The 25,206-nt window shown below is 65.9% G+C and carries 23 protein-coding genes; 3 read left to right on the top strand and 20 right to left on the bottom strand.

Going from position 1 to position 25,206, the window contains the following annotated elements:
- Positions 1–310: 310 nt before the first annotated feature.
- The 12 genes from ACI48I_RS14145 to alr all read right to left on the bottom strand — a co-directional run bounded on the left by ACI48I_RS14145 (position 311) and on the right by alr (position 11,831).
- Positions 311–718, bottom strand: coding sequence for a GlcG/HbpS family heme-binding protein (locus ACI48I_RS14145; RefSeq protein ID WP_193686316.1), 408 nt, complete (start codon positions 716–718; stop codon positions 311–313).
- 18 nt (positions 719–736) lie between these two features.
- Positions 737–1,648, bottom strand: coding sequence for a patatin-like phospholipase family protein (locus tag ACI48I_RS14140; RefSeq protein ID WP_193686317.1), 912 nt, complete (start codon positions 1,646–1,648; stop codon positions 737–739).
- Between the two features lie 201 nt (positions 1,649–1,849).
- Positions 1,850–3,142, bottom strand: coding sequence for a phosphate regulon sensor histidine kinase PhoR (phoR, locus tag ACI48I_RS14135; protein ID WP_193686319.1), 1,293 nt, complete (start codon positions 3,140–3,142; stop codon positions 1,850–1,852).
- Between the two features lie 17 nt (positions 3,143–3,159).
- Complete coding sequence (locus tag ACI48I_RS14130; RefSeq protein ID WP_193686320.1) at positions 3,160–3,843, bottom strand: response regulator; 684 nt, start codon at positions 3,841–3,843, stop codon at positions 3,160–3,162.
- 3 nt (positions 3,844–3,846) lie between these two features.
- Positions 3,847–4,539: a phosphate signaling complex protein PhoU gene (gene phoU / locus ACI48I_RS14125; RefSeq protein WP_193686321.1), complete on the bottom strand. Its 693-nt coding sequence runs from the start codon at positions 4,537–4,539 to the stop codon at positions 3,847–3,849.
- A 29-nt stretch (positions 4,540–4,568) separates the two neighbouring features.
- Positions 4,569–5,357, bottom strand: coding sequence for a phosphate ABC transporter ATP-binding protein PstB (gene pstB, locus ACI48I_RS14120; RefSeq protein ID WP_227496511.1), 789 nt, complete (start codon positions 5,355–5,357; stop codon positions 4,569–4,571).
- A 27-nt stretch (positions 5,358–5,384) separates the two neighbouring features.
- On the bottom strand, positions 5,385–6,239 hold the full coding sequence (gene pstA, locus ACI48I_RS14115; RefSeq protein WP_193686323.1) for a phosphate ABC transporter permease PstA: 855 nt from the start codon (positions 6,237–6,239) through the stop codon (positions 5,385–5,387).
- Positions 6,236–7,168, bottom strand: coding sequence for a phosphate ABC transporter permease subunit PstC (gene pstC, locus ACI48I_RS14110; RefSeq protein ID WP_227496775.1), 933 nt, complete (start codon positions 7,166–7,168; stop codon positions 6,236–6,238). The genes pstA and pstC overlap by 4 nt, the downstream gene beginning before the upstream one ends.
- A 164-nt stretch (positions 7,169–7,332) precedes the next feature.
- The gene (gene pstS / locus ACI48I_RS14105; RefSeq protein WP_498574521.1) at positions 7,333–8,370 is read right to left on the bottom strand and encodes a phosphate ABC transporter substrate-binding protein PstS; all 1,038 of its coding nucleotides are present in this window, start codon (positions 8,368–8,370) and stop codon (positions 7,333–7,335) included.
- A gap of 584 nt (positions 8,371–8,954) precedes the next feature.
- Entirely contained in the window at positions 8,955–9,275 is a 321-nt protein-coding gene (locus ACI48I_RS14100) for a PilZ domain-containing protein (protein WP_193686325.1), read from the bottom strand.
- A gap of 77 nt (positions 9,276–9,352) precedes the next feature.
- Positions 9,353–10,732, bottom strand: a complete 1,380-nt coding sequence (gene radA, locus ACI48I_RS14095; protein ID WP_193686326.1) for a DNA repair protein RadA — start codon at positions 10,730–10,732, stop codon at positions 9,353–9,355.
- Positions 10,725–11,831 carry an alanine racemase gene (gene alr, locus ACI48I_RS14090; protein ID WP_193686327.1) on the bottom strand — a complete coding sequence of 369 codons (1,107 nt, stop codon included), beginning with the start codon at positions 11,829–11,831 and terminating at the stop codon, positions 10,725–10,727. The genes radA and alr overlap by 8 nt, the downstream gene beginning before the upstream one ends.
- 138 nt (positions 11,832–11,969) lie before the next feature.
- Between alr and lplT the strand changes: the two genes are divergently transcribed.
- On the top strand, positions 11,970–13,232 hold the full coding sequence (lplT, locus tag ACI48I_RS14085) for a lysophospholipid transporter LplT (RefSeq protein WP_193686328.1): 1,263 nt from the start codon (positions 11,970–11,972) through the stop codon (positions 13,230–13,232).
- 27 nt (positions 13,233–13,259) lie between these two features.
- On the opposite strand, the gene ACI48I_RS14080 is transcribed toward lplT, so the two are convergent.
- The 4 genes from ACI48I_RS14080 to tsaB are packed head-to-tail and all read right to left on the bottom strand — an operon-like array spanning position 13,260 to position 16,351.
- A complete protein-coding gene (locus ACI48I_RS14080; protein ID WP_193686329.1) occupies positions 13,260–14,228 on the bottom strand; it encodes a DUF1853 family protein in 969 nt (322 codons plus the stop codon).
- Positions 14,209–15,147: a uracil-DNA glycosylase gene (locus ACI48I_RS14075; RefSeq protein ID WP_498574520.1), complete on the bottom strand. Its 939-nt coding sequence runs from the start codon at positions 15,145–15,147 to the stop codon at positions 14,209–14,211. The genes ACI48I_RS14080 and ACI48I_RS14075 overlap by 20 nt, the downstream gene beginning before the upstream one ends.
- Positions 15,144–15,614 carry a ribosomal protein S18-alanine N-acetyltransferase gene (rimI, locus tag ACI48I_RS14070; RefSeq protein WP_498574519.1) on the bottom strand — a complete coding sequence of 157 codons (471 nt, stop codon included), beginning with the start codon at positions 15,612–15,614 and terminating at the stop codon, positions 15,144–15,146. Before rimI ends, ACI48I_RS14075 begins: the two co-directional genes overlap by 4 nt.
- Entirely contained in the window at positions 15,611–16,351 is a 741-nt protein-coding gene (gene tsaB, locus ACI48I_RS14065) for a tRNA (adenosine(37)-N6)-threonylcarbamoyltransferase complex dimerization subunit type 1 TsaB (RefSeq protein ID WP_498574518.1), read from the bottom strand. The genes rimI and tsaB overlap by 4 nt, the downstream gene beginning before the upstream one ends.
- Positions 16,352–16,430: 79 nt before the next feature.
- On the opposite strand from tsaB, the gene ACI48I_RS14060 reads away from it, so the two are divergent.
- On the top strand, positions 16,431–16,862 hold the full coding sequence (locus tag ACI48I_RS14060) for a thioredoxin family protein (RefSeq protein WP_193686332.1): 432 nt from the start codon (positions 16,431–16,433) through the stop codon (positions 16,860–16,862).
- 44 nt (positions 16,863–16,906) lie between these two features.
- Here ACI48I_RS14060 and ACI48I_RS14055 read toward each other — a convergent pair whose 3' ends face one another.
- The 4 genes from ACI48I_RS14055 to ACI48I_RS14040 form a co-directional block, all read right to left on the bottom strand.
- A complete protein-coding gene (locus ACI48I_RS14055; RefSeq protein WP_498574517.1) occupies positions 16,907–19,234 on the bottom strand; it encodes a xanthine dehydrogenase family protein molybdopterin-binding subunit in 2,328 nt (775 codons plus the stop codon).
- Positions 19,194–22,367, bottom strand: coding sequence for an EAL domain-containing protein (locus tag ACI48I_RS14050; RefSeq protein WP_498574516.1), 3,174 nt, complete (start codon positions 22,365–22,367; stop codon positions 19,194–19,196). The genes ACI48I_RS14055 and ACI48I_RS14050 overlap by 41 nt, the downstream gene beginning before the upstream one ends.
- A gap of 124 nt (positions 22,368–22,491) precedes the next feature.
- Positions 22,492–22,701: a DUF1289 domain-containing protein gene (locus ACI48I_RS14045; RefSeq protein WP_193686335.1), complete on the bottom strand. Its 210-nt coding sequence runs from the start codon at positions 22,699–22,701 to the stop codon at positions 22,492–22,494.
- Complete coding sequence (locus ACI48I_RS14040; protein WP_193686336.1) at positions 22,682–23,251, bottom strand: DUF1415 domain-containing protein; 570 nt, start codon at positions 23,249–23,251, stop codon at positions 22,682–22,684. The genes ACI48I_RS14045 and ACI48I_RS14040 overlap by 20 nt, the downstream gene beginning before the upstream one ends.
- A 442-nt stretch (positions 23,252–23,693) precedes the next feature.
- Here ACI48I_RS14040 and ACI48I_RS14035 point away from each other — a divergent pair, with 442 nt between their 5' ends.
- Entirely contained in the window at positions 23,694–25,010 is a 1,317-nt protein-coding gene (locus tag ACI48I_RS14035; protein ID WP_407943869.1) for a transglycosylase SLT domain-containing protein, read from the top strand.
- The last annotated feature ends 196 nt before the right edge of the window (positions 25,011–25,206 follow it).

Below are 25,206 nucleotides of genomic sequence, written 5' to 3'. Positions count from 1 at the left end.
TAGCTGCGCCACGTCAGACCGGCATCCAAAACCTGCGGACGCGTTAAGCGTTCATAGGGTGGAAGTCGTTTTTGAATGAGGAATGGAGGGTAGGCGCTACGGCAAGTAAGTGAATGGCTAAACCTCTCAATTATAGCGCGGATTAAGCTTTGCGGCAATGCACCATCGCGGGATATCGGGGCAAAATCGCCAATTCACCTGACGGATGAGCTGTGTTTTCCTGACCGCAATTGCGCTGGGACCGTCCATGATACGACGCTTGAACGCGCGCATGGCGCACGCGTTCAAGCTCCGGGCTTCAGTCCGGCAATCAGGCGCCGACCGTGGCGATACCTGCCCTGGCGATCTGCGCATCCTCGTTCGACTTCACGCCCGACACGCCGACCGCGCCAATCACGTTGCCGTCGACGATGATCGGCACGCCGCCTTCGAGCATGCCCTTGAGGTCCGGCGCCGACAGGAAGGAGACGCGGCCGCCGTTGATGACGTCCTCATACGATTTCGACTCGCGGCGGCCGAGCGCGGCGGTGTTCGCCTTGGCCGGCGCGATGTGGGCCGAGATCGGCGGCGCGCCGTCCAGGCGCTGCAGCCACAGCAGGTGGCCGCCGTCGTCGACGATCGCAATGGTGACGGCCCAGTTGTTCTGCAGGGCTTCGGCTTCGCTGGCTGCGGCGATCTTCTTGACGTCGTCCAGGGTCAGCATCGATTTGGTTTTCATGGATTCTCCGGTTGGTTGTTAGGGTTGCTGCTTGGCTTTCAACTTCGCTTTAATTTGCGGCATCACTGCGGCGGCCGCCTGCTCGCCCGCGAGGATCGCCAGGTTGCGGCCGTTGAAGTCGGCGCTGCCCATCTTGCCTAGCGCCGGCGTGATCACGATATCGGCCTCCTTCAGCTCGAAATGGTTCAGGCGCTGGCCCATGATGCTGAAAGTCTGCATCAGCACGTCGAGCGAGCTGACCGTGGCTTGCGTGTCGGCCTGGGTCGAAATATTGACCGCGATGACGAAGTCCGCACCCATTTTATCGCGCGTGAATTTGACGGGCACCGGCGCCACCAGGCCGCCATCGACATAGGTCTTGCTGCCGATCTTCACCGGCTGGAACACGGACGGCACGGCGGACGAGGCACGCACGGCCATGCCGGTATTGCCCTTGTCGAACATGACGGCTTCGCCGGTCTTAAGGTCGGTGACGACGGCGCCGAAGCGCTTCGGCAGTTTTTCCATCGGGCGGTTGCCGACCGCCTTGTTCACGTAATTCTGCAGGGCCTCGCCTTTCAGCAGGCCGGGCGAACTGGAAAACAGCGGCATGGCCCAGTCCGAGATCGTCGCCTCGTCCATGTCCATCGCGATCTTCTGCAGCGCGAAACCGCTGTAGCCCGAGGCGTACAGGGCGCCGACCACCGAGCCGGCGCTGGTGCCGACCACGATCTCCGGCACGATGCCCTGTGCTTCCAGCGCCTTGATCACGCCGATGTGGGCGAAGCCGCGCGCGGCGCCGCCGCCGAGGGCAAGGCCGATCCTGATCTTCTTCGGGGGCGCCGGCGGGGCCTGGACCACGACCGGCGCAGGAGGCGGTGGCGGCGTGCTGCCGCAGGCGGCCAGCAGCAAGGCGCCGAGTGCAATGAGGGAGGTACGTCGAGAGAGCATGTGCGGGATTGTCGAGAGCAATTCCCGATTGTACCGCGCAACCTGAATGCGTGGATGAGACGAAGCTTAGGCAATCTCCTGCAGCGGTCGCGTACCGTAGGGTGGGCTCTCCGAGCCCACCCTACGGTACGTGGCGGCGAGATCGTCGAGCACGAGAACGGACCCCGTACGTAGCACCGCGTGGGCATGCCCACCCGGGGTCTATCCCTGTAAGGACGTATTCGGCAAGGACGCAATGAACGTACTGCCCTCCCCCGGCGTCGAGCTGATCTTGAGCCTTCCACCATGGCGCAGCAGCACGTGCTTGACGATCGCCAGCCCGAGCCCCGTGCCCTGCGTCTCGCGCGAGCGGCTCTTGTCGACGCGGTAGAAGCGCTCGGTCAGGCGCGAGATGTGCTGGGGGTCGATGCCGATGCCGCTGTCGGCGACCGCGAACTGCAGGTCGTCCTCGCCGCGGCGCCATGACAGCGCAATCTTGCCGCCCTCCGGCGAATAGCGGACCGCATTCGAGGCGAGATTCGCAAAGGCGCTGCGCAATTCTTCCATGCTGCCCATCAGGTCTGGACCGTCGATCTCGACCGTGATCTCGTGGCGGCCGCCCGACAGCGCGCGCGCTTCCGCCGCCACCGACTCGACCAGTGCGGCCACGTCGACCCGTTCGCGGCGCAGCGGGAATTCGTCCGACTCCAGGCGCGACAGCGTCAGCATGTCCTCGATCAGGCGCTGCATGCGCTGGCCCTGCTCCGTCATCAGCTTCAGGTGCGCTTCGCGGGTAGCGGCGTCCAGGCCCGGATCGAGCAGCGCGATCTCGAGGAAGCCGACGATCACGGTCAGGGGCGTGCGCAGTTCGTGCGAGGCGTTGGCGATGAAGTCGCGCCGCATCGCCTCGACGCGCTCGCTATCGGTGGCGTCGTGGGTCACCAGGATCTGGCGCCGGTTTTCGAACGGGATGATGCGGCATTCGATCTTGCGTCCGCGTAGCGACAGGGTCAGCGGCTGCTCGTAGCGGCCGAGGATGATGTAGTCGATGAAGTCGGGGTGGCGCACCAGGTTGGTGACGCGCAGGCCCCTGTCGCGTTCGATCGTCAGGCCCAGGTGGCGCTCGGCCGCCGGGTTGCACCATTCCAGGAACAGGACGTCGTCCATGATCGCCACGCCTTCGGGCAGCAGGTGCATCGCCTGCCGAAAGCGCGCGAGCCATTCGGTGAGCTCGTTCTGGTTGCGCTCGTCCTCGCGCCGCAGGCGGTACAGGCGCGCGAAGACATCGGTCCAGGCGCCCCAGCCGTCGGGCAGGCGCCCGGACTGGGGGTCGTTCAGCCATTCGCCCAGCTGGTGCAAATACGTTAACTGGACGAACAGCGCGACGACGGCGCCGGCCAGCGCCAGGCCCAGCGCGGGGACCGGCCCGGCCATCCACCAGACGACGGCGGCGGCGACGAAGATGGAGCCGAGGCGCAGCAGCGCCGGCACCCAGAACAGCAGCTTGGGATTCATCGGACCCTGGGAATCGGTTATTTTTCGGACAGCATGTAGCCGACGCTGCGCACCGTGCGGATCAGGCCCTCGGCGCTTTTGAGGGCTTTGCGCAGGCGCAGCACGTGGACGTCGACCGTGCGCTCTTCGATGACGGCGTGGTCGCCCCAGACTTTATCGAGCAACTGGGCGCGCGAAAACACGCGCTCGCGATGCGCCAGCAGGAATTTCAGCAGCTTGTATTCGGCGTTGCCGATGTCGGCGTTCTGCCCCTCGATCGTCACTGTGCAGCTGCTCGGGTCGAGCACGACGCTCCCGGCGCGCAGCGGCGCTTCGGCCAGGTGCGGGCTCTTGCGGCGCAGCAGCGCGCGCGCACGGGCCAGCAGTTCGCGCGGCGAGAACGGCTTCGTCACATAGTCGTCGGCGCCCGTGTTCAGGCCGGCCAGCTTGTCCTCTTCCATGCTTTTCGCGGTCAGCATGATCACCGGGATGTCCTGGAAATCGCGGTCGGCGCGCAGCCGCGCCAGCAGGCGCAGGCCGCTCTGGTCGGGCAGCATCCAGTCGAGCAGGAGCAGGTCGGGCTTGCCGTGGCGGATGCTCTCCCAGGCCGCGCTCGTGGTGCCGACCGAGGAGATGCTCCAGCCGGCTTCGCGCAGCGAATAACTCACCAGTTCGACGATCGCCGGCTCGTCCTCGACCAGCAGTACGCTCGTAGTCGACATGCCTCAGCCTTCCTGGATTGCCGGTTTGCTGTGGCGGATGTCGCGTCCTTCGACCACGTAGATCACGTATTCGGCGATGTTCTTCGCGTGGTCGCCGATGCGCTCGATCGCTTTCGCGACCCACAGCGTGTCGAGCGCCGACGAGATCGTGCGCGGGTCTTCCATCATGAAGGTGATCAGGTTGCGCAGGATGGTGCGGAACTCGTGGTCGATGATCTCGTCGCCGGCGATGATCTGCATCGCCTGCTTGCCGTCGAGGCGGGCAAAGGCGTCCAGTGCATCGTGCAGCAGGTCGGAGGTGCCCTTGCCGATGGTGCGGATGATGTCGTAATGGGCAAAGCCCGTCACGCCGCGCTCGTGCAGGCTTTTTGCCGTGCGCGCGATCTTGCTGGCTTCGTCGCCGATGCGTTCGAGGTCGGTGATGACCTTGATCGTCGCCATCACGGTGCGCAAATCGTTCGCGGCCGGCTGGCGCTTGACGATCAGGTGGCTGCAGGCGTCGTCGAGGGAGACCTCGAGCTGGTTGACGGCGTGGTCGTCCGCCATCACCTTGTCGGCGGCGGCGATGTCGCCGACCCGGAAGCAGTTCAGGGCCTGCTCGAACTGGGTTTCCACCATGCCGCCCATCAGCAGGACCTTGGAGCGGATCGCCTCCAGTTCCTGGTCATACTGTTTTGAAGAGTGCTCGCCAATCATAACTGCTCCCTAGTGTCTTTTTTTATTGGTCAACCGAAGCGACCGGTGATGTAGTCCTGCGTTTCCTTCTTGTGCGGGTTCATGAACAGCTGGTCGGTCTCGCCGAATTCCACCAGTTCGCCCAGGTACATGTAGGCAGTGTAATCCGAGCAGCGCGCCGCCTGCTGCATGTTGTGGGTCACGATCGTGATCGTGTACTCCTGCTTCAGTTCGCTGATCAGTTCCTCGATCTTGGCCGTCGAGATCGGGTCCAGCGCCGAGGTCGGCTCATCGAGCAGCAGCACGTCCGGCTTCACCGCCACGCCGCGCGCGATGCACAGGCGCTGCTGCTGGCCGCCCGACAGCGACAGGCCGCTCTTGTTCAGCTTATCCTTGGCCTCTTCCCACAGCGCCGCCTTCTTCAGCGCCCATTCGACGCGCTCGTCCATCTCGCCTTTCGACAGGTTCTCGTACAGGCGCACGCCGAAGGCGATATTGTCGTAGATCGACATCGGGAACGGGGTCGGCTTCTGGAATACCATGCCGATCTTGGCACGCAGCATGTTCACGTCGACGCCCGGCTCGAGGATGTTGCGGTCGCGGTAGACGATCGAACCTTCGGCGCGCTGTCCCGGGTACAGGTCGTACATGCGGTTCAGGGTACGCAGCAGGGTCGATTTGCCGCAGCCGGAGGGGCCGATGAAGGCCGTCACCTGCTTTTCGTGGATGTCGAGCGAGACGTTCTTCAGGCTTTGCGTCTTGCCGTAGAAGAAATTCAGGCCGGAGATCTCGATGGTCTTCGTTTTTGCAGCATTTGCCGCCGCGACCGGGGTTGCCATAGCTTGAGTCATGGTTATCAGTATGAATTAACGAGGGGTCTTCTGGGTGAAGACCGTGCGCGACAGGATGTTCAGGAACAACACGGTAAAGGTCACCAGCAGTGCGCCGCCCCAGGCCAGGTTGCGCCAATCGTCATAGGGGCTCATCGCGAACTGGTAGATCACGACCGGCAGATTCGCCAGCGGCGCGTTCATGTCGGTGCTGTAGAACTGGTTGTTCAGGGCCGTGAACAGCAGCGGCGCGGTCTCGCCCGAGATGCGGGCCAGGGCCAGCAGCACGCCGGTGATGACGCCCGCCTTCACCGCACGCAGGCGCACCAGCATCGCCACCTTCCAGCGCGGTGCGCCGAGGGCGAACGCCGCCTCCAGCAGGCTGTTCGGCACCAGCCGCAGCATGTTGTCGGTGGTGCGCACGACCACGGGAATGGCGATCAGCGACAGCGCAATCGTCCCGGCATAACCCGAGAAGTGCTTCACGTTGGCCACGTACAGGGCGTAGACGAACAGGCCGATCACGATCGACGGAGCGGACAGCATGATGTCGGTGACGAAGCGCGTCAGCTGGCCGAAACGGCTGGTGGCGCCGTATTCGGCAAGATAGATGCCCGCCAGGATGCCGATCGGGGTACTGATCAGGGTCGACAGGCCGACCATCATCAGGCTGCCGACGATGGCATTCCTCAGGCCGCCGCCCTCGCCGCCCGGCGCCGGGGTGTCGCCGGTGAACATCAGGGCCGAGATTGCGGACAGGCCATTGGCCAGCAGGGTCCACAGGATCCAGGCCAGGAAGGCCAGCCCGATCGCCATCGCCAGCACCGACAGCGCGATGCCGATGCGGTGCCCGAGCAGGCGCTTGCGGTAGACAGGGTTGGTGACGTTCATTTCGTGCCTTCCTTACGGGACATATTTGCCAGCATCAGTTTCGCGGCCGAGAGCACGACGAAGGTGATGCCGAACAGGATCAGCGCCAGCGCGAACAGCGAGGACACGTGCAGCGGCGAGGCGGCTTCGGCGAATTCGTTGGCCAGGGTCGAGGAAATCGAGTTACCGGCCGAGAACAGCGACCAGCTCAGCTCATGCGCATTGCCGATGACGAAAGTCACGGCCATGGTCTCGCCCAGCGCGCGTCCCAGGCCCAGCATCACGCCGCCGACCACGCCGTTACGGGTATATGGCAGCACCACCTTGCGCACCACTTCCCACTTGGTGCAGCCCAGGCCGTAGGCCGATTCCTTGAGCACGGCCGGCACGATCTCGAACACGTCGCGCATCACCGAGGAAATGAAAGGAATGATCATCACCGCCAGGATCAGGCCGGCGGTCAGGATGCCGATGCCCATGGTCGGGCCCTGGAACAGCTGGCCGATCACCGGCAGCTGGCCGAGGGTGTGCTTCAACGCCGGCTGGACGTGGTCGGCGAACAGCGGCGCGAACACGAACAGGCCCCACATGCCGTAGATGATCGAGGGCACGCCGGCCAGCAGTTCGACCGCGGTGCCCATCGGGCGGCGCAGCGGCGTCGGGCAGATTTCGGTGAGGAACAAGGCGATGCCGAAGCTGATCGGGAAGGCGACCAGCAAGGCGATCAGCGAGGTGGCGATCGTGCCCCAGATCGCGATCAGCGCGCCGAACTTGTCTTCGACCGGATCCCATTCGACGGTGCTGATGAAGCCGGCGCCGAATTCCTTGAAAGCGGGCGCCGCGCCGATCGCCAGCGAGACGATGATGCCGACCAGGGCCAGCAGCACGCTGGCCGCGAACAGCAGGGTGATCTTGTGGAAGAGGAAGTCCTGGATGCGCTGGTTGCGCATGGTCTTGCGCAGGGCGGCGTACTGGGGGTCGACGGCGCCGGCGTCGTGGACTGCCGGCTTGTCGATGGCGACGGAAGGAGGTGCGCTCATGTGCTGTTCTTATGTGTTTGCTGCGAGGAAAGCCGCCGCAGCGGGGCTGCGGCGGCGTCCGACTGCCGGGCGTGTTACCAGATCGGCTTGCCGGCGGCGTCCTTCATGTTCGCGCGCCAGGCGTCCTGCACCAGCTTGGTGACCGCGTCGGGCATCGGCACGTAGTCCAGCTCGGCCGCGGCAGCATCGCCGTTTTTGTACGCCCAGTCGAAGAACTTCAGCACTTCCTTGCCTTTGACGCCGTCGGCCTGGGCCTTGTGCACCAGGATGTAGGAGGCGCCGGTGATCGGCCAGCTGGCCTTGCCCGGCTGGTCAGTCAGCACCACGGCGAAGCCCGCGGCCTTGGCCCAGTCGGCGCTGGCGGCGGCGGCCTTGAAGGCCTCGTCGTCCGGCTGCAGCCAGGCGCCGTCGCGGTTTTGCAGCTGGGTGTGCGCCATCTTGTTCTTCTTGGCATAAGCCCATTCGACATAGCCGATGCCGCCCTTGATGCGCTGCACGTTGGCGGCCACGCCTTCGTTGCCCTTGCCGCCCACGCCGGTCGCCCACTTGACGGCGGTGCCGGCGCCGACCTTCAGCTTCCAGTCGGGGCTGGTTTGCGACAGATAATTGGTAAAGAGGAAGGACGTGCCCGAGCTGTCGGCGCGGTGCACGACCGTGATGTCCTCGGCCGGGAGCTTGACGCCCGGGTTCAGCGCGGCGATCGGCTGGGCATTCCACTTGGTGATCTTGCCGAGGAAGATATCGGCCAGCACGGCGCCGGTCAGTTTGACCTGCCCCGGACCCACGCCCGGCAGGTTGACGACCGGCACCACGCCGCCCATCACGGCCGGGAACTGGAACAGGCCCGCTTCGTTCAGTTCATTCGCAGGCAGCGGCATGTCGGAAGCGCCGAAGTCGACGGTCTTCGCCTTGATCTGCTTGATGCCGGCGCCGGAACCGACCGACTGGTAGTTCAGGCCATTGCCGCTCGCCGCCTTGTACATTTCCGCCCACTTGGCGTAGATCGGATAAGGGAAGGTGGCGCCGGCACCAGTGATGTTCACGGCCTGGGCCGAGACAGCGAAGGTGGAGGCGGCAAGTGCGATCGAGATCAGCCAGGGCTTCATACGCATATCAGTTCCTTTCAGTGGAGGCGCAGACCGCGCGCCGTGATAGCTGCGCAGTCTAGCGGCCGATTATGACAAGTTCATGACAGGGCCGGTCTGGCATGTCATCGAATCGATGACATGCGGCGCGTGCCTGTCATATTCATGTTTCAGTTCGATGTCGGGCCGATGACCTGCCCGCGTATTGACGGTGGCGTCATATTGCCGCGATGTGCGGACTACCGTCACACAATTGATTCGCCCCCAACAGACGGGCAGGAAAACGAGGCTCCAGGGTAGAGCGAACCCGGCCGCAAATTTACGGGCTGGCCACTCTTGTAAATACACCGGCGGCTGCTATGCTCAAGATGTAGTCATCGCAATGGAGGGGATGCTGAAGAGCGTTTGGTATCTATGTGGAATATTTTTGTGTTTGCTATTTTATCGGGCATGGTCGGCCTGATCGCCTACGAGATTTTCCAGGAGGTCGGTGGCAGTTCCGAAGCCCTGCATGACCACTATCACGAATAGTGCCCAACCCGCTACGCGGGAAACATAAAAAAGCGGCGAGGCCCCAAGGGCGCTCGCCGCTTTCATTTTGACAAGGGCTGTTAGCGCAGGAAGCGCGACAGCGCCGTCATCGCGCTGAGTTCAAGGTTCAGGAACTGAAGTCCAAGCTTGAATTCGCCATTGCTGAGAATGCAATATTGCGTGCGGGCCCTGGCCTGGATCGGGACCACATTGCCTTCGACCAGCAGGTCGAAGCGCATCTGGACCGTTTGCCCGACACCGAGCGGCTGGGGCACGCTGACGCTGACGCCGTTGGCGCTCAGGTCGGTGGTGCGCCCCATCACCCGGTCGCCGGCTTCCGGGACCAGCATCGCGCGGGTTTTCAGGATCTTGCGCGGGGACTGCCTTTGTTCGCTGTGCACGGTAACGCCATGGATGAGAAATTCAAGGCGCAATTATATGCAAGATGGGTTCACCCTGCCGGCCCGGAAGCGCTCTCCTAGTCGAGCTCGCGCAGCTTGGTGAACGCCTGGTCGATGCGCTCGACCCCGATGATGTTCATCCCCTCGATCTTCTGCTTCGGCACATTCCCCTTCGGGATCATGGCCACCGAAAAGCCCAGCTTGGCCGCTTCCTTCAGGCGCTCCTGGCCGCGTGGTGCGGGGCGGATCTCGCCCGCCAGGCCCACTTCGCCGAACACCACCAGCCCGCGCGGCAGCGGCTTGTTGCGCATCGACGAGTTGATCGCCAGCAGGACCGCGAGGTCGGCTGCCGGTTCGGCGATCTTCACCCCGCCCACGGCATTGATGAAGACGTCCTGGTCGAAGGCGGCAATGCCGGCGTGACGGTGCAGCACGGCCAGCAGCATCGCCAGGCGGTTCTGCTCGAGGCCGACGGACAACCTGCGCGCGTTCGGCAGGTGGCTGGCGTCGACCAGGGCCTGGATCTCGACCAGCAGCGGCCGGGTCCCCTCCTGGGTCACCATCACGCAGGAACCGGGCACCTGGTTGTCGTGCTGCGACAGGAACAGGGCCGAGGGATTGGACACGCCTTTCAGCCCCTTTTCCGTCATCGCGAACACGCCCAGTTCGTTGACGGCGCCGAAGCGGTTTTTAATAGCGCGCACCAGGCGGAAACTGGACTGGGTATCGCCCTCGAAATACAGCACGGTGTCGACGATGTGCTCCAGCACGCGCGGACCGGCCAGCGCGCCCTCTTTCGTCACGTGGCCGACCAGGATGATGGTGACGCCGGTCTGCTTCGCCACGCGGGTCAGTTGCGCGGCGCATTCGCGCACCTGCGACACCGAACCCGGGGCCGCGGTGAGGGCATCCGAATACAGGGTCTGGATCGAGTCGATCACCGCCACTTCGGGCTTCAGGTCGGCCAGCGTGCCGAGGATCTTCTCCAGCTGGATCTCGGCCTGGAGCTTCAGGTCCTTCGCCTCGACCTGCAGGCGGCGCGCACGCAGGGCGATCTGGGCGCCGGATTCCTCGCCGCTCACATATAAAGTACTGCGCGTGGCGGCGAGATTCGCCAGGGCCTGCAGCAGCAGGGTCGACTTGCCGATGCCGGGGTCGCCGCCGATCAGCACCACGCCGCCCGCCACCAGGCCGCCGCCCAGCACGCGGTCGAATTCCTCGATGCCGGTGCCGAAGCGCGGCACGTCGGTGGCCTCGATGTCGGCCAGGGACAGCACCGGCGCGGTCTGCGCCAGCGCCTTGTGGTTCACGGTCTGCGACATGCGGTTCACGCCGGCCGTCTCGACGGTCTGCTCGACCATCGTGTTCCAGGCCTTGCAGTCGGCGCACTGGCCGGTCCAGCGGCTGGAAACGCTGCCGCATTCGCTGCAGACGAACTGGGTCTTTGCCTTAGCCATGGGTGCCCAACCTTCCTTCCGTGACGCGCACGCGCGGGGCGAGTGCGCACATCAATTCATAGCCGATGGTGCCCGCGGCGGCGGCCACTTCGTCGATCGGCAGGCCGTCGCCCCAGAGCGTCACTTGGCTGCCGACGCGGGCATTCCGGACCGGCGTCAGGTCGACCGTCATCATGTCCATCGAGACCCGCCCGATCACGCTGGTGCGCACGCCGTCGACGATCACCGGGGTGCCGTGCGGCGCGTGGCGCGGGTAGCCGTCGGCATAGCCGCAGGCGACCACGCCGACCTGCATCGGCCCCGTCGCCTCGAAGCGGCTGCCGTAGCCGACGGTGTCGCCGGCGACGAGCTGCTGGATCGCGATGATTTCGGAGGTCAGCGTCATCGTCGGGCGCAGGCCGAAGTCCTGGGCCGTGCGCCCGCCAGGCGTGCCGCCGTACAGCATGATGCCGGGACGGACCCAGTCGTTCTGCAATTCGGCGTGCAGCACCGCCTGGTGCAGCACGCCGCCGGAATTCGACAGGCTGCGCTCCCCCTCCAGCCCTTCCGCCCCGCGCTGGAAGCGCTGCACCTGGTCGGCAATCGCCAGGCGCGGATGTTCGAGCTCGTCGGCATTCGCGAAATGGGTCATCAGGGTGATGTTGCGGATGCCGGGAATCGCGCGCAGGCGTTTATAGGCAGCCGCATATTCGCCGGGCTTGAAACCGAGCCGGTTCATCCCGGTGTTCATCTTCAGGTGCACATCGATCGGGCGGTAGAGCTGGGTGTACTCCAGCATCTTGATCTGCTCCACGCAATGCACGGTGCTGTTGATATTGTGTTCGGCCAGCAGCGGCACGTCGGACGCGTCGAAAATCCCCTCCAGCAGCAGGATCGGCTTGATCCATCCCAGTTCGCGCAGGCGCAACGCGTTTTCCGTTTCGATCAGCGCCAGGCCGTCGGCCGTCGCAAAACCCTTCATGCCGCGCTCGAGGCCATGGCCATAGGCGTTCGCCTTGACCACGGCCCAGACCTTGGCTTGCGGCGCGCAGCTGCGTGCACGGGCGAGGTTATGCTGCATCGAATCGAGATGGATGGTGGCGCAAAGGGGGCGTGGCATGGCGAGATTCGGTGAAAAAGCCGTCTAGGCGAAAGCTTCTATTTTACTGGATGGGCAGGGTTCTTGCCCGTCCGTTTCTTTGGCTTGCCGTTCTTTCATGGTATAAAGCAACCCACACTTGTTTTCAGACTCACTCGAATGAATCGTGGTTTTTATACCATCATGGCGGCGCAGTTTTTCTCGTCGCTGGCAGACAATGCGCTGCTGCTTGTAGCCATTGACGTGCTGGTGTCGATGCACGCGCCGGCCTCGCTGACGCCGCTGCTCAAGCTTTCATTCGTCCTGTTCTACGTCCTGCTGGCCGCCTTCGTCGGCGCCTTCGCCGATTCGCTGCCCAAGGGCCGCGTCATGTTCATCGCCAACCTGATCAAGGTCTTCGGCTGCGCATTGATGTTCCTGGCCGTGCACCCGCTGGTTGCCTATGCCGTCGTCGGCTTCGGGGCAGCCGTGTATTCGCCGGCGAAATACGGCATCCTCACCGAACTGCTGCCGCCCGAAAAGCTCGTGGCCGCCAACGGCTGGATCGAGGGCCTGACGGTCATGTCGATCATCTTCGGCACCGTGATGGGCGGCGCCCTGGTCAGCGTCAAGGGCTCGGCCCTGCTGCTGAGCTTTGACATCCCCTTCATCGACACCGGTATCGACACCACCAGCGAAGCGGCGATGGCCGTCGTGGTCGTGATCTACCTGGCGGCGGCGCTGTTCAACCTGCGCATCCCGGAAACCGGCGCCCGCTACGAACACCAGGAACGCAATCCGATGAAACTGGTCGCCGATTTCGCGAACTGCTCGGCCACGCTCTGGAAAGACAAGCTGGGCCAGATCTCGCTGGCCGTCACCACCCTGTTCTGGGGCGCCGGCGCGACCTTGCAGTTCATCGTGCTGAAGTGGGCCGAGCGCTCGCTGCACATGCCGCTCGACAAGGCCACCAGCCTGATCGGCGTGGTCGCAATCGGCGTGGCGATCGGCGCCGCGCTGGCCGCCAGGGTAATCCCGCTGAGGAAATCCTTGACCGTGATCCCGATGGGCATCCTGATGGGCCTGGTCGTGATGATCATGGTGTTCGTGCGCGACGTAATCGTCGCCTACCCTCTGCTGGCGCTGATCGGCTTCCTCTCGGGCTTTTTCGTGGTACCGATGAACGCCCTGCTGCAGCACCGCGGCCATGTGCTCATGAGCGCGGGCCACTCGATCGCAGTGCAGAACTTCAACGAGAACCTGTCGATCCTGACCATGCTGGCGCTGTACTCGATCATGATCACCCTGAACCTCGACCTGGACATGATCATCGTGATGTTCGGGCTGTCGATCGCGGGGATTACCTGGCTGATCATGAAGCGGCATCAGCGCAACCAGGCGCAGCATGATTCGCTGGCGCTGATCGGCGAGCACAAGCATTGATGCCGGCGGGCGCCGCGCGCCCCTGGCTTACCAGACGATATTGCGCATATCGTCCTGGGCGCTTCTCGCCTCGGCGCGCTCGCGCCAGTCGTTCGGCACGATAAAGCCACGTTCGATCTCTTCCACCAGACCCGGCGTTTCGCGCACCACCGCCACCAGCACCGGCGAGGGATTCGTCTCGAACTGGGCTTCCAGCTCGGCATGCAGCTGGGCGCGGTTCAACAGCCATGCCGCCTGCGCCGCGCGGAAGGGCGCCAGCCATTGCAGCTTGGGCAGGACCAGGAAGGCGTCGGCGCCGAGCGAGTCGAGTTCGCCCAGCGCGCACCAGAAGCCGCGGCAGTGCCCGGCCGTGATGCCGCTCATCGCCGGCCAGCTGCCGGCCGGATAGAACAGCCAGCCTTTCACCAGGGCGCGCGCCGAGGTCACGGGGCGCGGCAGCAGCGGCTGGGCCGCGGGGTGCGTGCCCAGCTCCAGCTGGCGCCCGAAAATCTTGCGCATCTTCGCGCCCAGGCTGTCGGCCAGGTTGGGCCCGACCAGGGCGTCGAACTCCTGCCCGGCCTCGCCTTGCAGCAGGTAGAACTTGGTGGCGAACTCGATGTGTTCGAGGGCGTCGGGGCCATTCTCCAGCAGGAAGTCGAACTCGCCGACCGTATCGTTGCGGTTGGCGCGGATCTGCAGGCCGTGGGCGACCAGGCGTCCCTGCTCCTGGAAATAAAAGGCCATCAGCTTTTCGGCATACAGGCCGAGGCGCCGGTAGACGCGCGGCCCGAGGGCGGCGTCGAGGCGGGCCGGATCGAAGTCGAGGTCGCGCAGCCAGCGTTCGACTTCGGGGGTCACCGGCCCGGTGGAGGCGATGCGGCCCTGCCAGTGCGGCGCGGCGGCGTCGAGCAGGTCGGGCGAATCGAGCAGCCAGGCCAGGGCGCGCACCCGGGCGCGCCGCAGGTGCCCCCAGCGGCGGTGGAAGGCGGCCTGGTAGCTATCGGCCCCGTCCTGCATTCAAACCTTCTGCATTCGAAGCTCGCGCATTCGGCGCGCCCGCGGTACGCGCACGGCACAGGTCCGCCCAGGCCAGTGCCTTGTCGGCGCCGCGGCGCAGCAGCTCGCCCGGATGCAGGGTCGCCACCAGCGCCGCCTTGCCCAGGGCGTGGGTGGTGCCGCGGGTGCCGGCCAGCGGCTCCTGCAGCGGTTTGCCGAGCAGGCCGTTGGCCGCGATCTGGCCCAGGGTCAGGACCACGCCGGCACCGGTGAGGGCCAGTTCGCGCTCGAGGAAGGGGCGGCAGGCCGCCGCTTCCTCGGCGGTGGGCGCGCGGTCGCCGCCGTTGGCGGAGAGCGGACGGCATTTCACCAGGCTGGTGACATAGACGTCCTGCTCGCGCGTCAGGTCGACCGCGCACAGCATGTTGTCGAGCAGCTTGCCGGCCTCGCCGGCCAGTGGCGCGCCCTCCGCTTCATCGGCCGCACTGGTGGCGCCGGCGGCGACCAGCCAGCGCGCCTTCAGGGCGCCGGCGCCGTACACCGGCTTGCGGCCGGCGCAGTCGCCGCAGCGCGTGCAGCGGGCGATCGCGGCGCGCAGTTCCTCCCAGTCCATGGCGGCGATCGCCTCCAGGCTGTCGCCCTGCTCTTCCTCGACCGCCGGGGGAGCGGGCGGGGTCCAGGCCGGCGGTGGCGGCGCGGAGGTCATCGGGATCTCGCCCCAGGCCGGGTCGCGCGGGGGCGGTGGGATGAAACCGGGAGCGGGCGCAGGCACAGGTGCGCGCGCTGATTGCGCTGCCGGCTGCGGCACTTCGGCGACGACCGGTGCCGCTGCTTCCGCCTCGACCGGCGCGGAGTCGTCCGCAGGTTCGCGGCGCAGCCGCCACAGCGGCGTGATGCCCATTTCGGCCAAAAATACTTCGTCGCGTTCGCTCGGGTTCATAGTGCATGCCTCATCACGATGGCGTCCTCGCGCTTGCCCTCATGGGCCGGATAATATCCCTTGCGCCGGCCGATCTCGGCAAAGCCGTAGCGCTTGTACACGGCCAGCGCGCGCTCGTTCGACGGGCGCACTTCGAGCAGCACGGATTCGGCGCCCATCTCTTTCGCCCGCGCGCACAGGGTATCGAGCAGGTGCCGTCCCAGTCCGGTGCCGTGGCGCTCGCCGGCCACCGCCACGTCGAGCAAATGGGCTTCGTCCAGCGCATACATCAGCAGAAAATAGCCGGCCAGCTCGCCCGCGGCATCGCGCAGCAGCCAGGCGTCGTAGCCTGCCTGAATGGAATCGCTGAAGTTGGCGCGGCTCCAGGGATGGGGGAACACGCTGCATTCGAGCGCGTGCACCTCGTCGACGTCGTCCATCGTCATCCGCACCAGGCTCAGGCGGTTCGCTACGCTCGCGTCCATCATGCCTTCGAGCCCTCGGCCTTGGCGGCATTGATCACCTGGCGCTCGGCGCTGGTGTAGGCGACCTTGTTGCGCAGGTAGAGCGGCTGGGCCTGCGCCGCCGGCACGCCCTGCCCGGCCGCCAGCGCGGCTGCGCCGATGGCCGCCAGGTCGCGCGCATGTGGATTGACGCCGGCATCGGCCGCGGCCGCGAAGCCTTTACCGGCAAACGCGTCCGGATAGGCGGAGAAGCCGTTGCCGCAGGCGGCAAGGCCCGCGGCGGGCTGTGGCGCCACCGCCTCGGGGGCGGACAGGGTCGGCGCAACGACGACTTGCCAGGCCCCGTCGAAACGGTATTGCGCCCAATAGACTTCGTTCATGCGCGCGTCCAGCACGGCCAGCACCTCGAGCGCGCCGCTCTTCGCGCGGCACGCCTCCGCCATCGCCTCGAGCGTCACCAGGGGCAGCACCGGCAGCTCGGCCCCGAAGGCCAGGCCCTGGGCCACGCCGCAGGCAGTGCGCACGCCGGTGAACGAGCCGGGCCCGGCGCCGAAGGCGATGGCATCGACGTCGCTCAGGCGAATCTGCGCCTCGGCCAGCAGTTCCTGCACCATCGGCAGCACGGATTGCGAATGGGTACGCACGCCGCCGGACTCACGCGACAGGACAGTGCGGCCGGCGGTGTTGCCGGGCGTGTCGCCGATGAGCAGCGCGCAGGAGGCGAGTTCGGATGAAGTTTCGATGGCAAGGATGATAGGCATGCGCTATTTTAACCCGTCACGCACGGCCCCGGCCATGGCCGGCGTGGCCCCGATTGCTGTCCCGAGGTAGAATCCGCTCATGCATTCCCTGACACTTGATACGAGCAACCGCGACCAGCTCGCCGCCTCCTTCGGCGGAGGCCGCTGGATCGTCGCCTGCCTGTGCGCCGCCTGGTGCGGCACCTGCGGCGGCTACCGCAGCGCCTTCGAAGCCCTCGCCGCCCGCCATCCGGACAAGACCTTCGTCTGGATCGACATCGAAGACCAGGCCGACGTGGTCGGCGACCTCGACGTCGACAATTTCCCGACCCTGCTGCTGCAAAAGGACGACACGGTCGCCTTCTTCGGCACCATGCTGCCCGACGCCGCCCTCGCCGAACGCCTGGTCCAGGCCCAGGCTGAACTCGCGCCGGAGGAACTGGCGCGCCTGGCCGCCTCCAGCCAGCAACGGCGCGACTGGCAGCGCGACTGCAATTTGCGAACGCTGCTGGGCCAGGCAGGTCAGCAGTGATCCGAGCGACCCGCAGGGTGGATTGAGCGTCGGGCCGGCCGGCCTTACCCCAGGCGCAGCGGCAGGCTGCGCAGGCGCCTGCCCGTCAGCTTGAACACGGCCGCCGCCACGGCCGGCGCCACCGGCGGCACGCCCGGCTCGCCCACGCCCTCTGGCGGCTCGGCGCTCGGCACGATCACGGTTTCCACGATGGGCGCGCGGTCCATGCGCAGTACCGGGTAGTCGCCGAAGTTCGACTGCTGCACCCGCCCATCCTTGATCGTGATCTCGCCGCCCAGCGCGGCGGACAGGCCGAACACGACCGCCGACTCCATCTGCTGGGCCACGATGTTCGGGTTCACCACGATGCCGCAATCGATCGCGCAGACGACGCGGTGCACGCGGATGTCGCTCCCCTCGACCGAGACCTCGGCCACCTGGGCCACGATGCTGCCGAAAGACTGGTGCACGGCCACGCCGTGGGCGCGGCCCGCCACCGGGGCGCCGGCCTTGCTCACGGCGGCATCGAGCACGGCCAGGTGGCGCGGGTGCTCCTTCAGCAGCGTGCGCCGGTACTGGACCGGGTCCTGGCCGGCCGCATGCGCGACCTCGTCGAGAAAAGCCTCCTTGAAGAAGGCATTGTGCGAGTGGCCGACCGAGCGCCAGTAGCCGAGCGGCACCGCGCTGTCGACGATCACGTGGGCGATGCGCTGGTTGCGGATCTCGTACTGCATGTCGTACTCGCCCTCGGCCGTCGTCTTGTCCGGGCCCATTCCGGGCAGGCCAAGGTTGCGCGGGAAGTACTGGTGGCCGATCGCGCCGCTGGCGGACTTGTTGTCCCAGGCCAGCAGGCGGCCTTGCGCGTCTAGCGATGCCTTGAAGCGCGCCAGCGCGGCCGGGCGGTAGACGTCGTGGGTGGTGTCGTCTTCGCGGGTCCAGATCAGCTGCACCGGTTTGCCCTTCGCCGCCAGCGCCACGGCCACCGCCTGCGCCACCATGTCGCCCTCCAGGCGCCGCCCGAAGCCGCCGCCGAGCAGCATCACCTCGATCGTCACGTCTTCCCGCGCGACGCCGGCCACCTTGGCCGCGACGTCGACCGCGATGCTCGGCACCTGGGTCGAGGCCCACAGGTGGACCTTGCCGTTCGCGACCTGGGCGGTGCAGTTCACCGGCTCCATGGTCGCGTGGGCGAGGAAGGGCGCGCGGTATTCGGCCGTGATCGTTTTGGCCACGCCGGCCACGTCCTGGGTGCCGCTTTCGTAATAGGTGAATCCGGATTCCTTGTCGAGGGCGGCGGCAAAGCCGGCGAAGATCGATTCCGACGACAGGCCCGCGCCTGCGCCCTCGTTCCACTGCACCGGCAGCGCGGCGGCGGCGGTCTTCGCCTGCCACCAGCTGTGGGCGATCACGGCGACGCCGGCGCCGGCGCCGGCATACGGCCCGAGCGAAGCCGAGACATCGGCGATGCCGACCACGCCCGGCATGGCCTTGACCGCAGCCGCGTCGAAGGAAACGACGGTGGCGCCGACGACGGGCGCCATCTTGACGGCTGCATACAGCATGCCAGGCGGACGGGCGTCGATGCCGAAGCGCGCGCTGCCGTCGACCTTGCCCGGGGTGTCGCGGCGCGGCACCGGTTTGCCGATCAGGCGGAACTCGCGCGGCTCCTTCAGGCGCACGTCGCCGGCGTCGATGCCGGCACCGACTTCAGCGGCGCGCGCGGCCAGGCTGGCGTAGGAAGCGCGCCGGCCGTCCTTGTGGATCACGACGCCGTTCTCGGTGCGGCAGTCGGCGGCGTTGGACTTCCAGCCCTCGCATGCCGCTTTCACGAGCATGGCGCGTGCGACCGCGCCGGCTTCGCGCATCGGCTGCCAGGCGTCCTTTACGCTGGTCGAGCCGCCGGTGAACATGATGCCGAGCTCGCGCCCGACCTTGGCCAGCATCCACTGGGCGCCATCCTTCACGTTGCCGCGATCGTCGGGGTGGAAGGGCAGGTTCTCGCGCAGGACGGCCAGGTTGCCGAAGATCTTGTCGATCGGGGCCGCGGCAATGCGCACGGAATCGAGCGCGGCGTCGAGCTCCTCGGCCACCAGCATCGGCAGGGCAGTGTGCACGCCCTGCCCCATCTCGCTGCGCGGCACCACCACCGAGACCGTGCCGTCGGGGTTGACCGCGATCCAGCCGTTGAGGGCGACGGCGCCGTTCGCGACGGGGAGCGGTGCGCTCGTGTGCAGGCGCTGGCGCGGCGGGCGCGTGCCCCAGCCCACCAGCAGCGCGCCGCCGGCCACCAGCCCGCCGAGCAGGAAGCGGCGCCGCGAGCGGCGTTTGCCGCGCGTTTGCCCGGGTACCGCGTCAGGTGCCGGTTTCGCGTCCGGCGTGTTCGTGTCTCTCATTCTTCTCGTTTCCCCATTCTTCGAGCAGCACGCCTGGCGCCACCGGCCGGCCGTACAGGTAACCCTGTGCCCGGGTGCAGCCGTGGCGCAGCAGGAATGCCGCCTGTTCTTCGTTTTCCACTCCCTCGGCGATCACCGAGAGGTGCATGCTTTTACCGAGCTGGATGATCGCGATCGCGATCGCCTCGTCGTCCGAATCGACGGCGATGTCCTTGATGAAGCTGCGGTCGATCTTCAGGACGTCCACCGGCAGCTGCTTCAGATAGGCCAGCGACGAGTAGCCGGTGCCGAAATCGTCGATCGCCAGCCCCACGCCGATCGCATGCAGCTCGTGCACGAAAGCCAGCGCGTCGCCGGTATTCATGATCACCGACTCCGTCACTTCCAGCTGCAGCCGGCGCGGCGCCAGGTTCGTCGCCGCCAGCGCGCGCGAAACCAGCGGCGCCATCGCCCCGCGCTCGACCTGGCGCACCGACAGGTTCACCGCCATCTTCGGAACCACCAGTCCCGCCTCGTCCCAGCGCACCATCTGGCGGCAGGCCTCGAACAGCACCCATTCGCCGATCTGGTTGATGAAGCCGGTGTCCTCGGCCATCGGGATGAAACGCACCGGGCTGACCTGGCCGAGTTCGGGATTATGCCAGCGCACCAGCGCTTCGACGCCGATCAGGCGCCCACTGTCTATTTCCACCTGCGGCTGATAATGGAGAAAGATCTCCTGGCGCTCGATCGCGCGCCGCAGCAGCGCTTCCATGCGCAGGCGTTCGACGCCCTCGCCGTCCATGTCCCTGGAGTAGAACTGGTAGCCGTTCCTGCCGCGCGACTTGGCCTGGTACATGGCCACGTCCGCATTCCTGACCAGCAGGTTCGCATCCTCGCCGTCCTGCGGGAACAGGCTGATGCCGATCGAGCCGGTGACGAACAGCTCGTGGCCGGCGACGTTGAACGGCTGTTCGAACAGCGCCATCATCTTGGCCGCCACCTGGCCGGCGCCGTAGCTGCCGTCCACGTTCTCGAGCAGGACGATGAATTCGTCGCCGCCCAGCCGCGCCAGGGTGTCGCCGTCGCGCAGGCGCGCGCCGAGCGCGGTCGCCACCTGCTTCAGGAGTTCGTCGCCGACGTGGTGGCCGAGCGTGTCGTTGACGTTCTTGAAGCGGTCGAGGTCGATGAACATCACTGCCAGCTGCTGGCCTTCGCGCGCCGCGCGCCCGATCGCATGCAGCAGGCGGTCCTGGAACAGCAGGCGGTTGGGCAGGCCCGTCAAGGGGTCGTGGTGCGCCAGGTAGTCGAGCTGTTCCTGCGACTCCTTCAGGCGCGTGATGTCGCTGAAGACCCCGACGTAATGGGTAACCCTGCCCTCGTCGTTGCGCACGGTCGATACCGTCAGCCACTCGAGGAAGGTCTCGCCGTCCTTGCGCGCGCTCCACAATTCGCCGCGCCAGAAGCCCGTATCGTTCAGCTGGCGCCACATGGTCCAGAACAGGTCCTGGTCGTCGCGTCCGGTATGGGTCACGCTCCACGGCCGGCCGACCACTTCCGGGGCGTCGAAACCGGTGATGTGGGTAAAGGCGGGATTCACGGTGACGATGGTGCCGTGGACGTCGACCACCATCACGCCGTCGGCGATGTGCTCGATGACGGTGGCGGACAGGCGCAACTTTTCCTCGTTCTGCTTGCGCTCGGATATGTCGGCGAAGACCCAGACATTGCCCGCTTCCGGGCGACCGGCATCGATCGCGCTGCCGCTCACCAGGCACCACAGCAGGCTGCCGTCGCGGCGCCGGAACTGGCGTTCGTGGCTGGCGTCCTCGCCGCGCGCGAGCACCGGGAAGAATGCGTTCTCGGCCCTGGCATGCTCGCCGTTCGAGACGAACAGGCTTGATGCCGGCAGTCCGACCATGCTGCCCTCGGGATAGCCGAACAGCTGCTCGGTGCGCTGGTTGACCGACACGATGTGCCGCTCACGCGTAAACAGTACGCCGAACATGACGTTGTCGAGGATCGCGCCCTGCTCGGCCAGCAGCGCCCCGATCCGCATCTCGTTGTGCTTGCGCTCGCCGATGTCGGAGATGATGCCGTCGACCCAGACGCCCTCCTCGCCGGGCAGCCGTTGCGGCTGGCCGCTTTCGAGCACCCAGCGCTCCTTGCCGTGGGCGTCGACGATCCGGTATTCGACTTCATAGCTTCTCCCGGAGGCGATCGCGTCGCGCATGACCTTGCGCTGCCGCGCGCGGTCCGCCTCGCAAATCAGGTGGTACCAGGCCTCGGTGGCGCCGCGCATGATCTGGCTCGCCGGGTAGCCGCAAATACCTTCGATCGCCTCGCTGACGAAATCGATGGCGCCGCCCGGGCGGGCGCGGAAGACGGCGCCCGGCACTTGCGTGACGATCGTGCGGAACTGCTCCTCGCGCCGTGCCACGTCGACGAACAGGTCGCGGATCGCCACCCGCATGCGCTCCATCTGGGTGCCCAGGCGTCCCAGTTCGCCGTCCACGTCGAGGTCGAGGGGGGTGTCGAAATCGCCGCGCGAGAGGCGGTCGGAAAAGCCGGCAAGGGTACGCAGCGGCGCGTGCAGGCGCCGCCGCAGGAAGGCAAGGATCAGCAGCAGCGACACCGTGACCTGGACCGCCAGCACCAGCGCATAGTTGCGCTGCTTGCGGTGCAGGTCCTCTTCGCTGCGCAGGTCGTCCATCTCGATCGTCAGCTCGCCGATGCGCTCACCCTGTACCACGATCTCGCGCCGGGCGCGCAGCACGTGGCCGCGCGCGCGCTCTGGGGCACGGGCGTCGATGAAACCGGTGCCCGGCTGGCCGCGCACCTGGATCCGCACCACCGACGGGTCGCGCATCACCGAGTCCACCAGCGAGCGCGCGGCCTCGGCATTCATGTTCCAGAGCGGCTCCTGCATGCCCAGCGCGAGGATCTCGGCATTGCGCTGCAGGGTTTCGTTGAGTTCGGCGACCGTGTTCTGGCGCTCCTGCACCACCAGCAGGAAATAGCTGGCTACCAGCGCCGGGATCATCAGGCCGCCGACGACGACCATCAGCATCGCCCCGTACACCGACTTCGTGTACAGCCGCCTGATGCGCGACGCGAATCCGCGCAGGGGTTCGCTTAACTGGGTCCGTGACATCGTCGTGGCCGCAATGGTTGGAGCCGGGCTTGCCGGCCTGGATCGGGGGAATGCTGACGCTTGGGATTATGCATGCAAATGTTGCACAGCCGCGCCCGCCGTGACGGCGGGCTTCCAGGCGGGTTCAGGTATTGCGGCGTGGGTAGCCTTCGGCCAGGATGCGCTGCCAGACGCGCTCCTTCTGTTCGGCCGGCATCGATACCCAGTGGGCCACTTCCGCCACGGTGCGCCCGCAGCCGCGGCAGACGTCGTCGAAGGTGGTCGAGCAGACGGCGACGCAGGGTGTGTCGGGACGTGGTGGAAGCACCGGCGGGTCAGCGGGCTGGTCCGACATCGAGCTTGTCCCAGCCGTCGTGGCCCAGTTTTTCCATGGTCTCGATATTCTTCTCGAAGATCTCGGCCGCGTCCGGGAAGGCCTCGACGGCGCGCTCGATGCTCTCCTCGCGCAGGATCTGCAGGATCGGGTAAGGAGCGCGGTTGGTGAAGTTCTCGATATCGTTCTTGTCGGTGTCGGCGAACTGGTAGTCCGGGTGGAAGCTCGCCACCTGCAGCTCGCCGTCGAGGTGCATGTCCTCGACCGCGGCGTCGGCGACATCGAGGAACTCGTTATAGTCGAGGAAATCGTCGAGCACGAAGGGGTGGATCAGCAGCGTCGTGTCGACCTGCTCGGCCGGGGTGTCGGACAGGTGTTGCAGCTCGTCCATCAGCTGCTCGAGCAGCGCCTCGGGCGTGCGCGCCGCGGAGACGACGTAGCGCACCTGCTCTTTTACATAGACGGATTTGGCGAATGGACACAGGTTCAGGCCGATGACGGCCTTTTCCAGCCAGCGGCGGGTGGCGGCGACGATGGCGTCATCGTCGGCGTTCAGGTTGGCGGTACTCATATATATAGGTCGGTGTTCTCGGTGAGGAAGCGCGGTACAAGTCGGATTGTACGCACAGTTTGCGTGCGCTCATAGGTCAGGCATTCCAGGCGCGTAAGTTGAAGGCGTGTCGGGCAGGAGCGGAAAAGCGGCCGTTCATTGATAACTCGACAATATTCGGAATGGCTGAGTTGTTTCTGTGCGGAATGTATTGCCGATAGGCCAATTCGATATACACCGGGGCAGTATGCGCTTTTCAGAGAAACCGCCTCCTATGAAAATGGTCGCGGTGATCAGGATACCCCTGGCGTTTGTTATCAAATTAGTTTCATGTTGACAAAAAGGATAGACAAGAAATTTTGTAACCGCCCGGGATTAGCGCTTGACTGGCTCGTCGGCTGCTCCTTACACTGCCCCCTTAACGTCAGTCCTGCCGTTCCTGGACGCAACATACTGGAAAGCTATGTACGACATGACCCGCCAACCTTCTATCGCTGCCGCGCTGGTGCTTTTGCTCTCGGCCCCATTCGCCCACGCCATCGACAATGCGCCCGTCAACGCGCTGCAAAGCGCCGTCGCGGCACGTCCGGCCGCCGTCAACGCCCCGGCCGCTTTTGCCAACACTGCATCGCTGAAAGTCGACGACTACAAGGAAACCGATGTCTGGGGCCGGATCCGCAGCGGCTACGCGATTCCCGACATCAGCAACAACCTGGTCGAGCGCCATGTGCGCTCCTACAGCGCCAAGCCCGACTACATGGCCCGCATCTCCGGCCGCGCGTCGCTCTACCTGTTCCACGTGGTGCAGGAGCTGGAAAAGCGCGGCATGCCGACCGAGCTGGCCCTGCTGCCGGTGATCGAATCTGCCTTCAATCCGCAAGCCCTGTCGACCGCCAGCGCGGCCGGCCTCTGGCAGTTCGTGCCGGGCACCGGCAAGGACTACGACCTCAAGCAGAACATGTTCAAGGACGAGCGCCGCGGCGTGCTGGCCTCGACCGATGCCGCCCTGACCTACCTGCAGCGCCTGTACACGATGTTCGGCGACTGGCAGCTGGCTCTGGCCGCCTATAACTGGGGCGAAGGCAATGTTCAGAAGGCGATCAAGAAAAACCAGGCGCTCGGCAAACCAACCGATTTCGAAAGCCTGGCCGACCTGATGCCGGCCGAGACGCGCAACTACGTGCCGAAGCTGCAGGCCGTGAAGAACATCGTCGCCAACCCGAGCCAGTACAACGTCACCCTGCCGGTGATCGACAACCAGCCTTACTTCACGACGGTCGACAAGACCAGCGACATCGACCTCGCGATCGCCGCCCAGCTGGCGGAAATGTCGGTCGACGAATTCAAGGCCCTGAACCCGCAGTTCAAGCGTCCGGTCATCACCGGCGACGACCGCACCAAGATCCTGCTGCCGCAAAAGAACGCCGAGAAATTCCACCTGAACCTGGCGCAATGGGGCCAGGCGCTGTCGACCTGGACCACGCACAAGATCACGGGCGCCAAGGAAAGCATCACCTCGCTGGCCTCGAAATTCGGCACCACGCCGGAAGTCATCCGCCAGGCAAACAACATTCCGATGCAGACCCGCCTGAAGGCCGGTTCGACCATCCTGGTGCCGAAGACCTCGGCGTCGGTGGGCAACGACATCGCCGAGAACATCGTCGACAGCGCCGTCATGGCACTCGAGGCGGACCGTGGCGAGCCGCGCAAGTCGAAGGCGACCGCCGCGTCGAACTCGCGCATTTCGCGTAATACCAACAGCCGCCGCAAGCATCGTTGATCGGCGCCGGTCCCGGGCCTGTGCGCCCGGGACCGTGTTTCCTCCCTACTCCCTCCCGCTGCCACCGCGCACTGCAAGCCACACTTTGTGCCAGATCAAATTGGCTGGTCTGTGCAAGCATTCCCAAACTACTGTATAGTGTCGTTTGTGCGCTGCAATAAAGCGACAAACTGTCGACAGACAGCGCATCCAGAAG

It is taken from the genome of Massilia sp. LXY-5 (assembly GCF_059801075.1).
The sequence above is the reverse complement of the archived record's forward strand: the minus strand, read 5'-3'. Positions and strand labels throughout refer to the sequence as shown.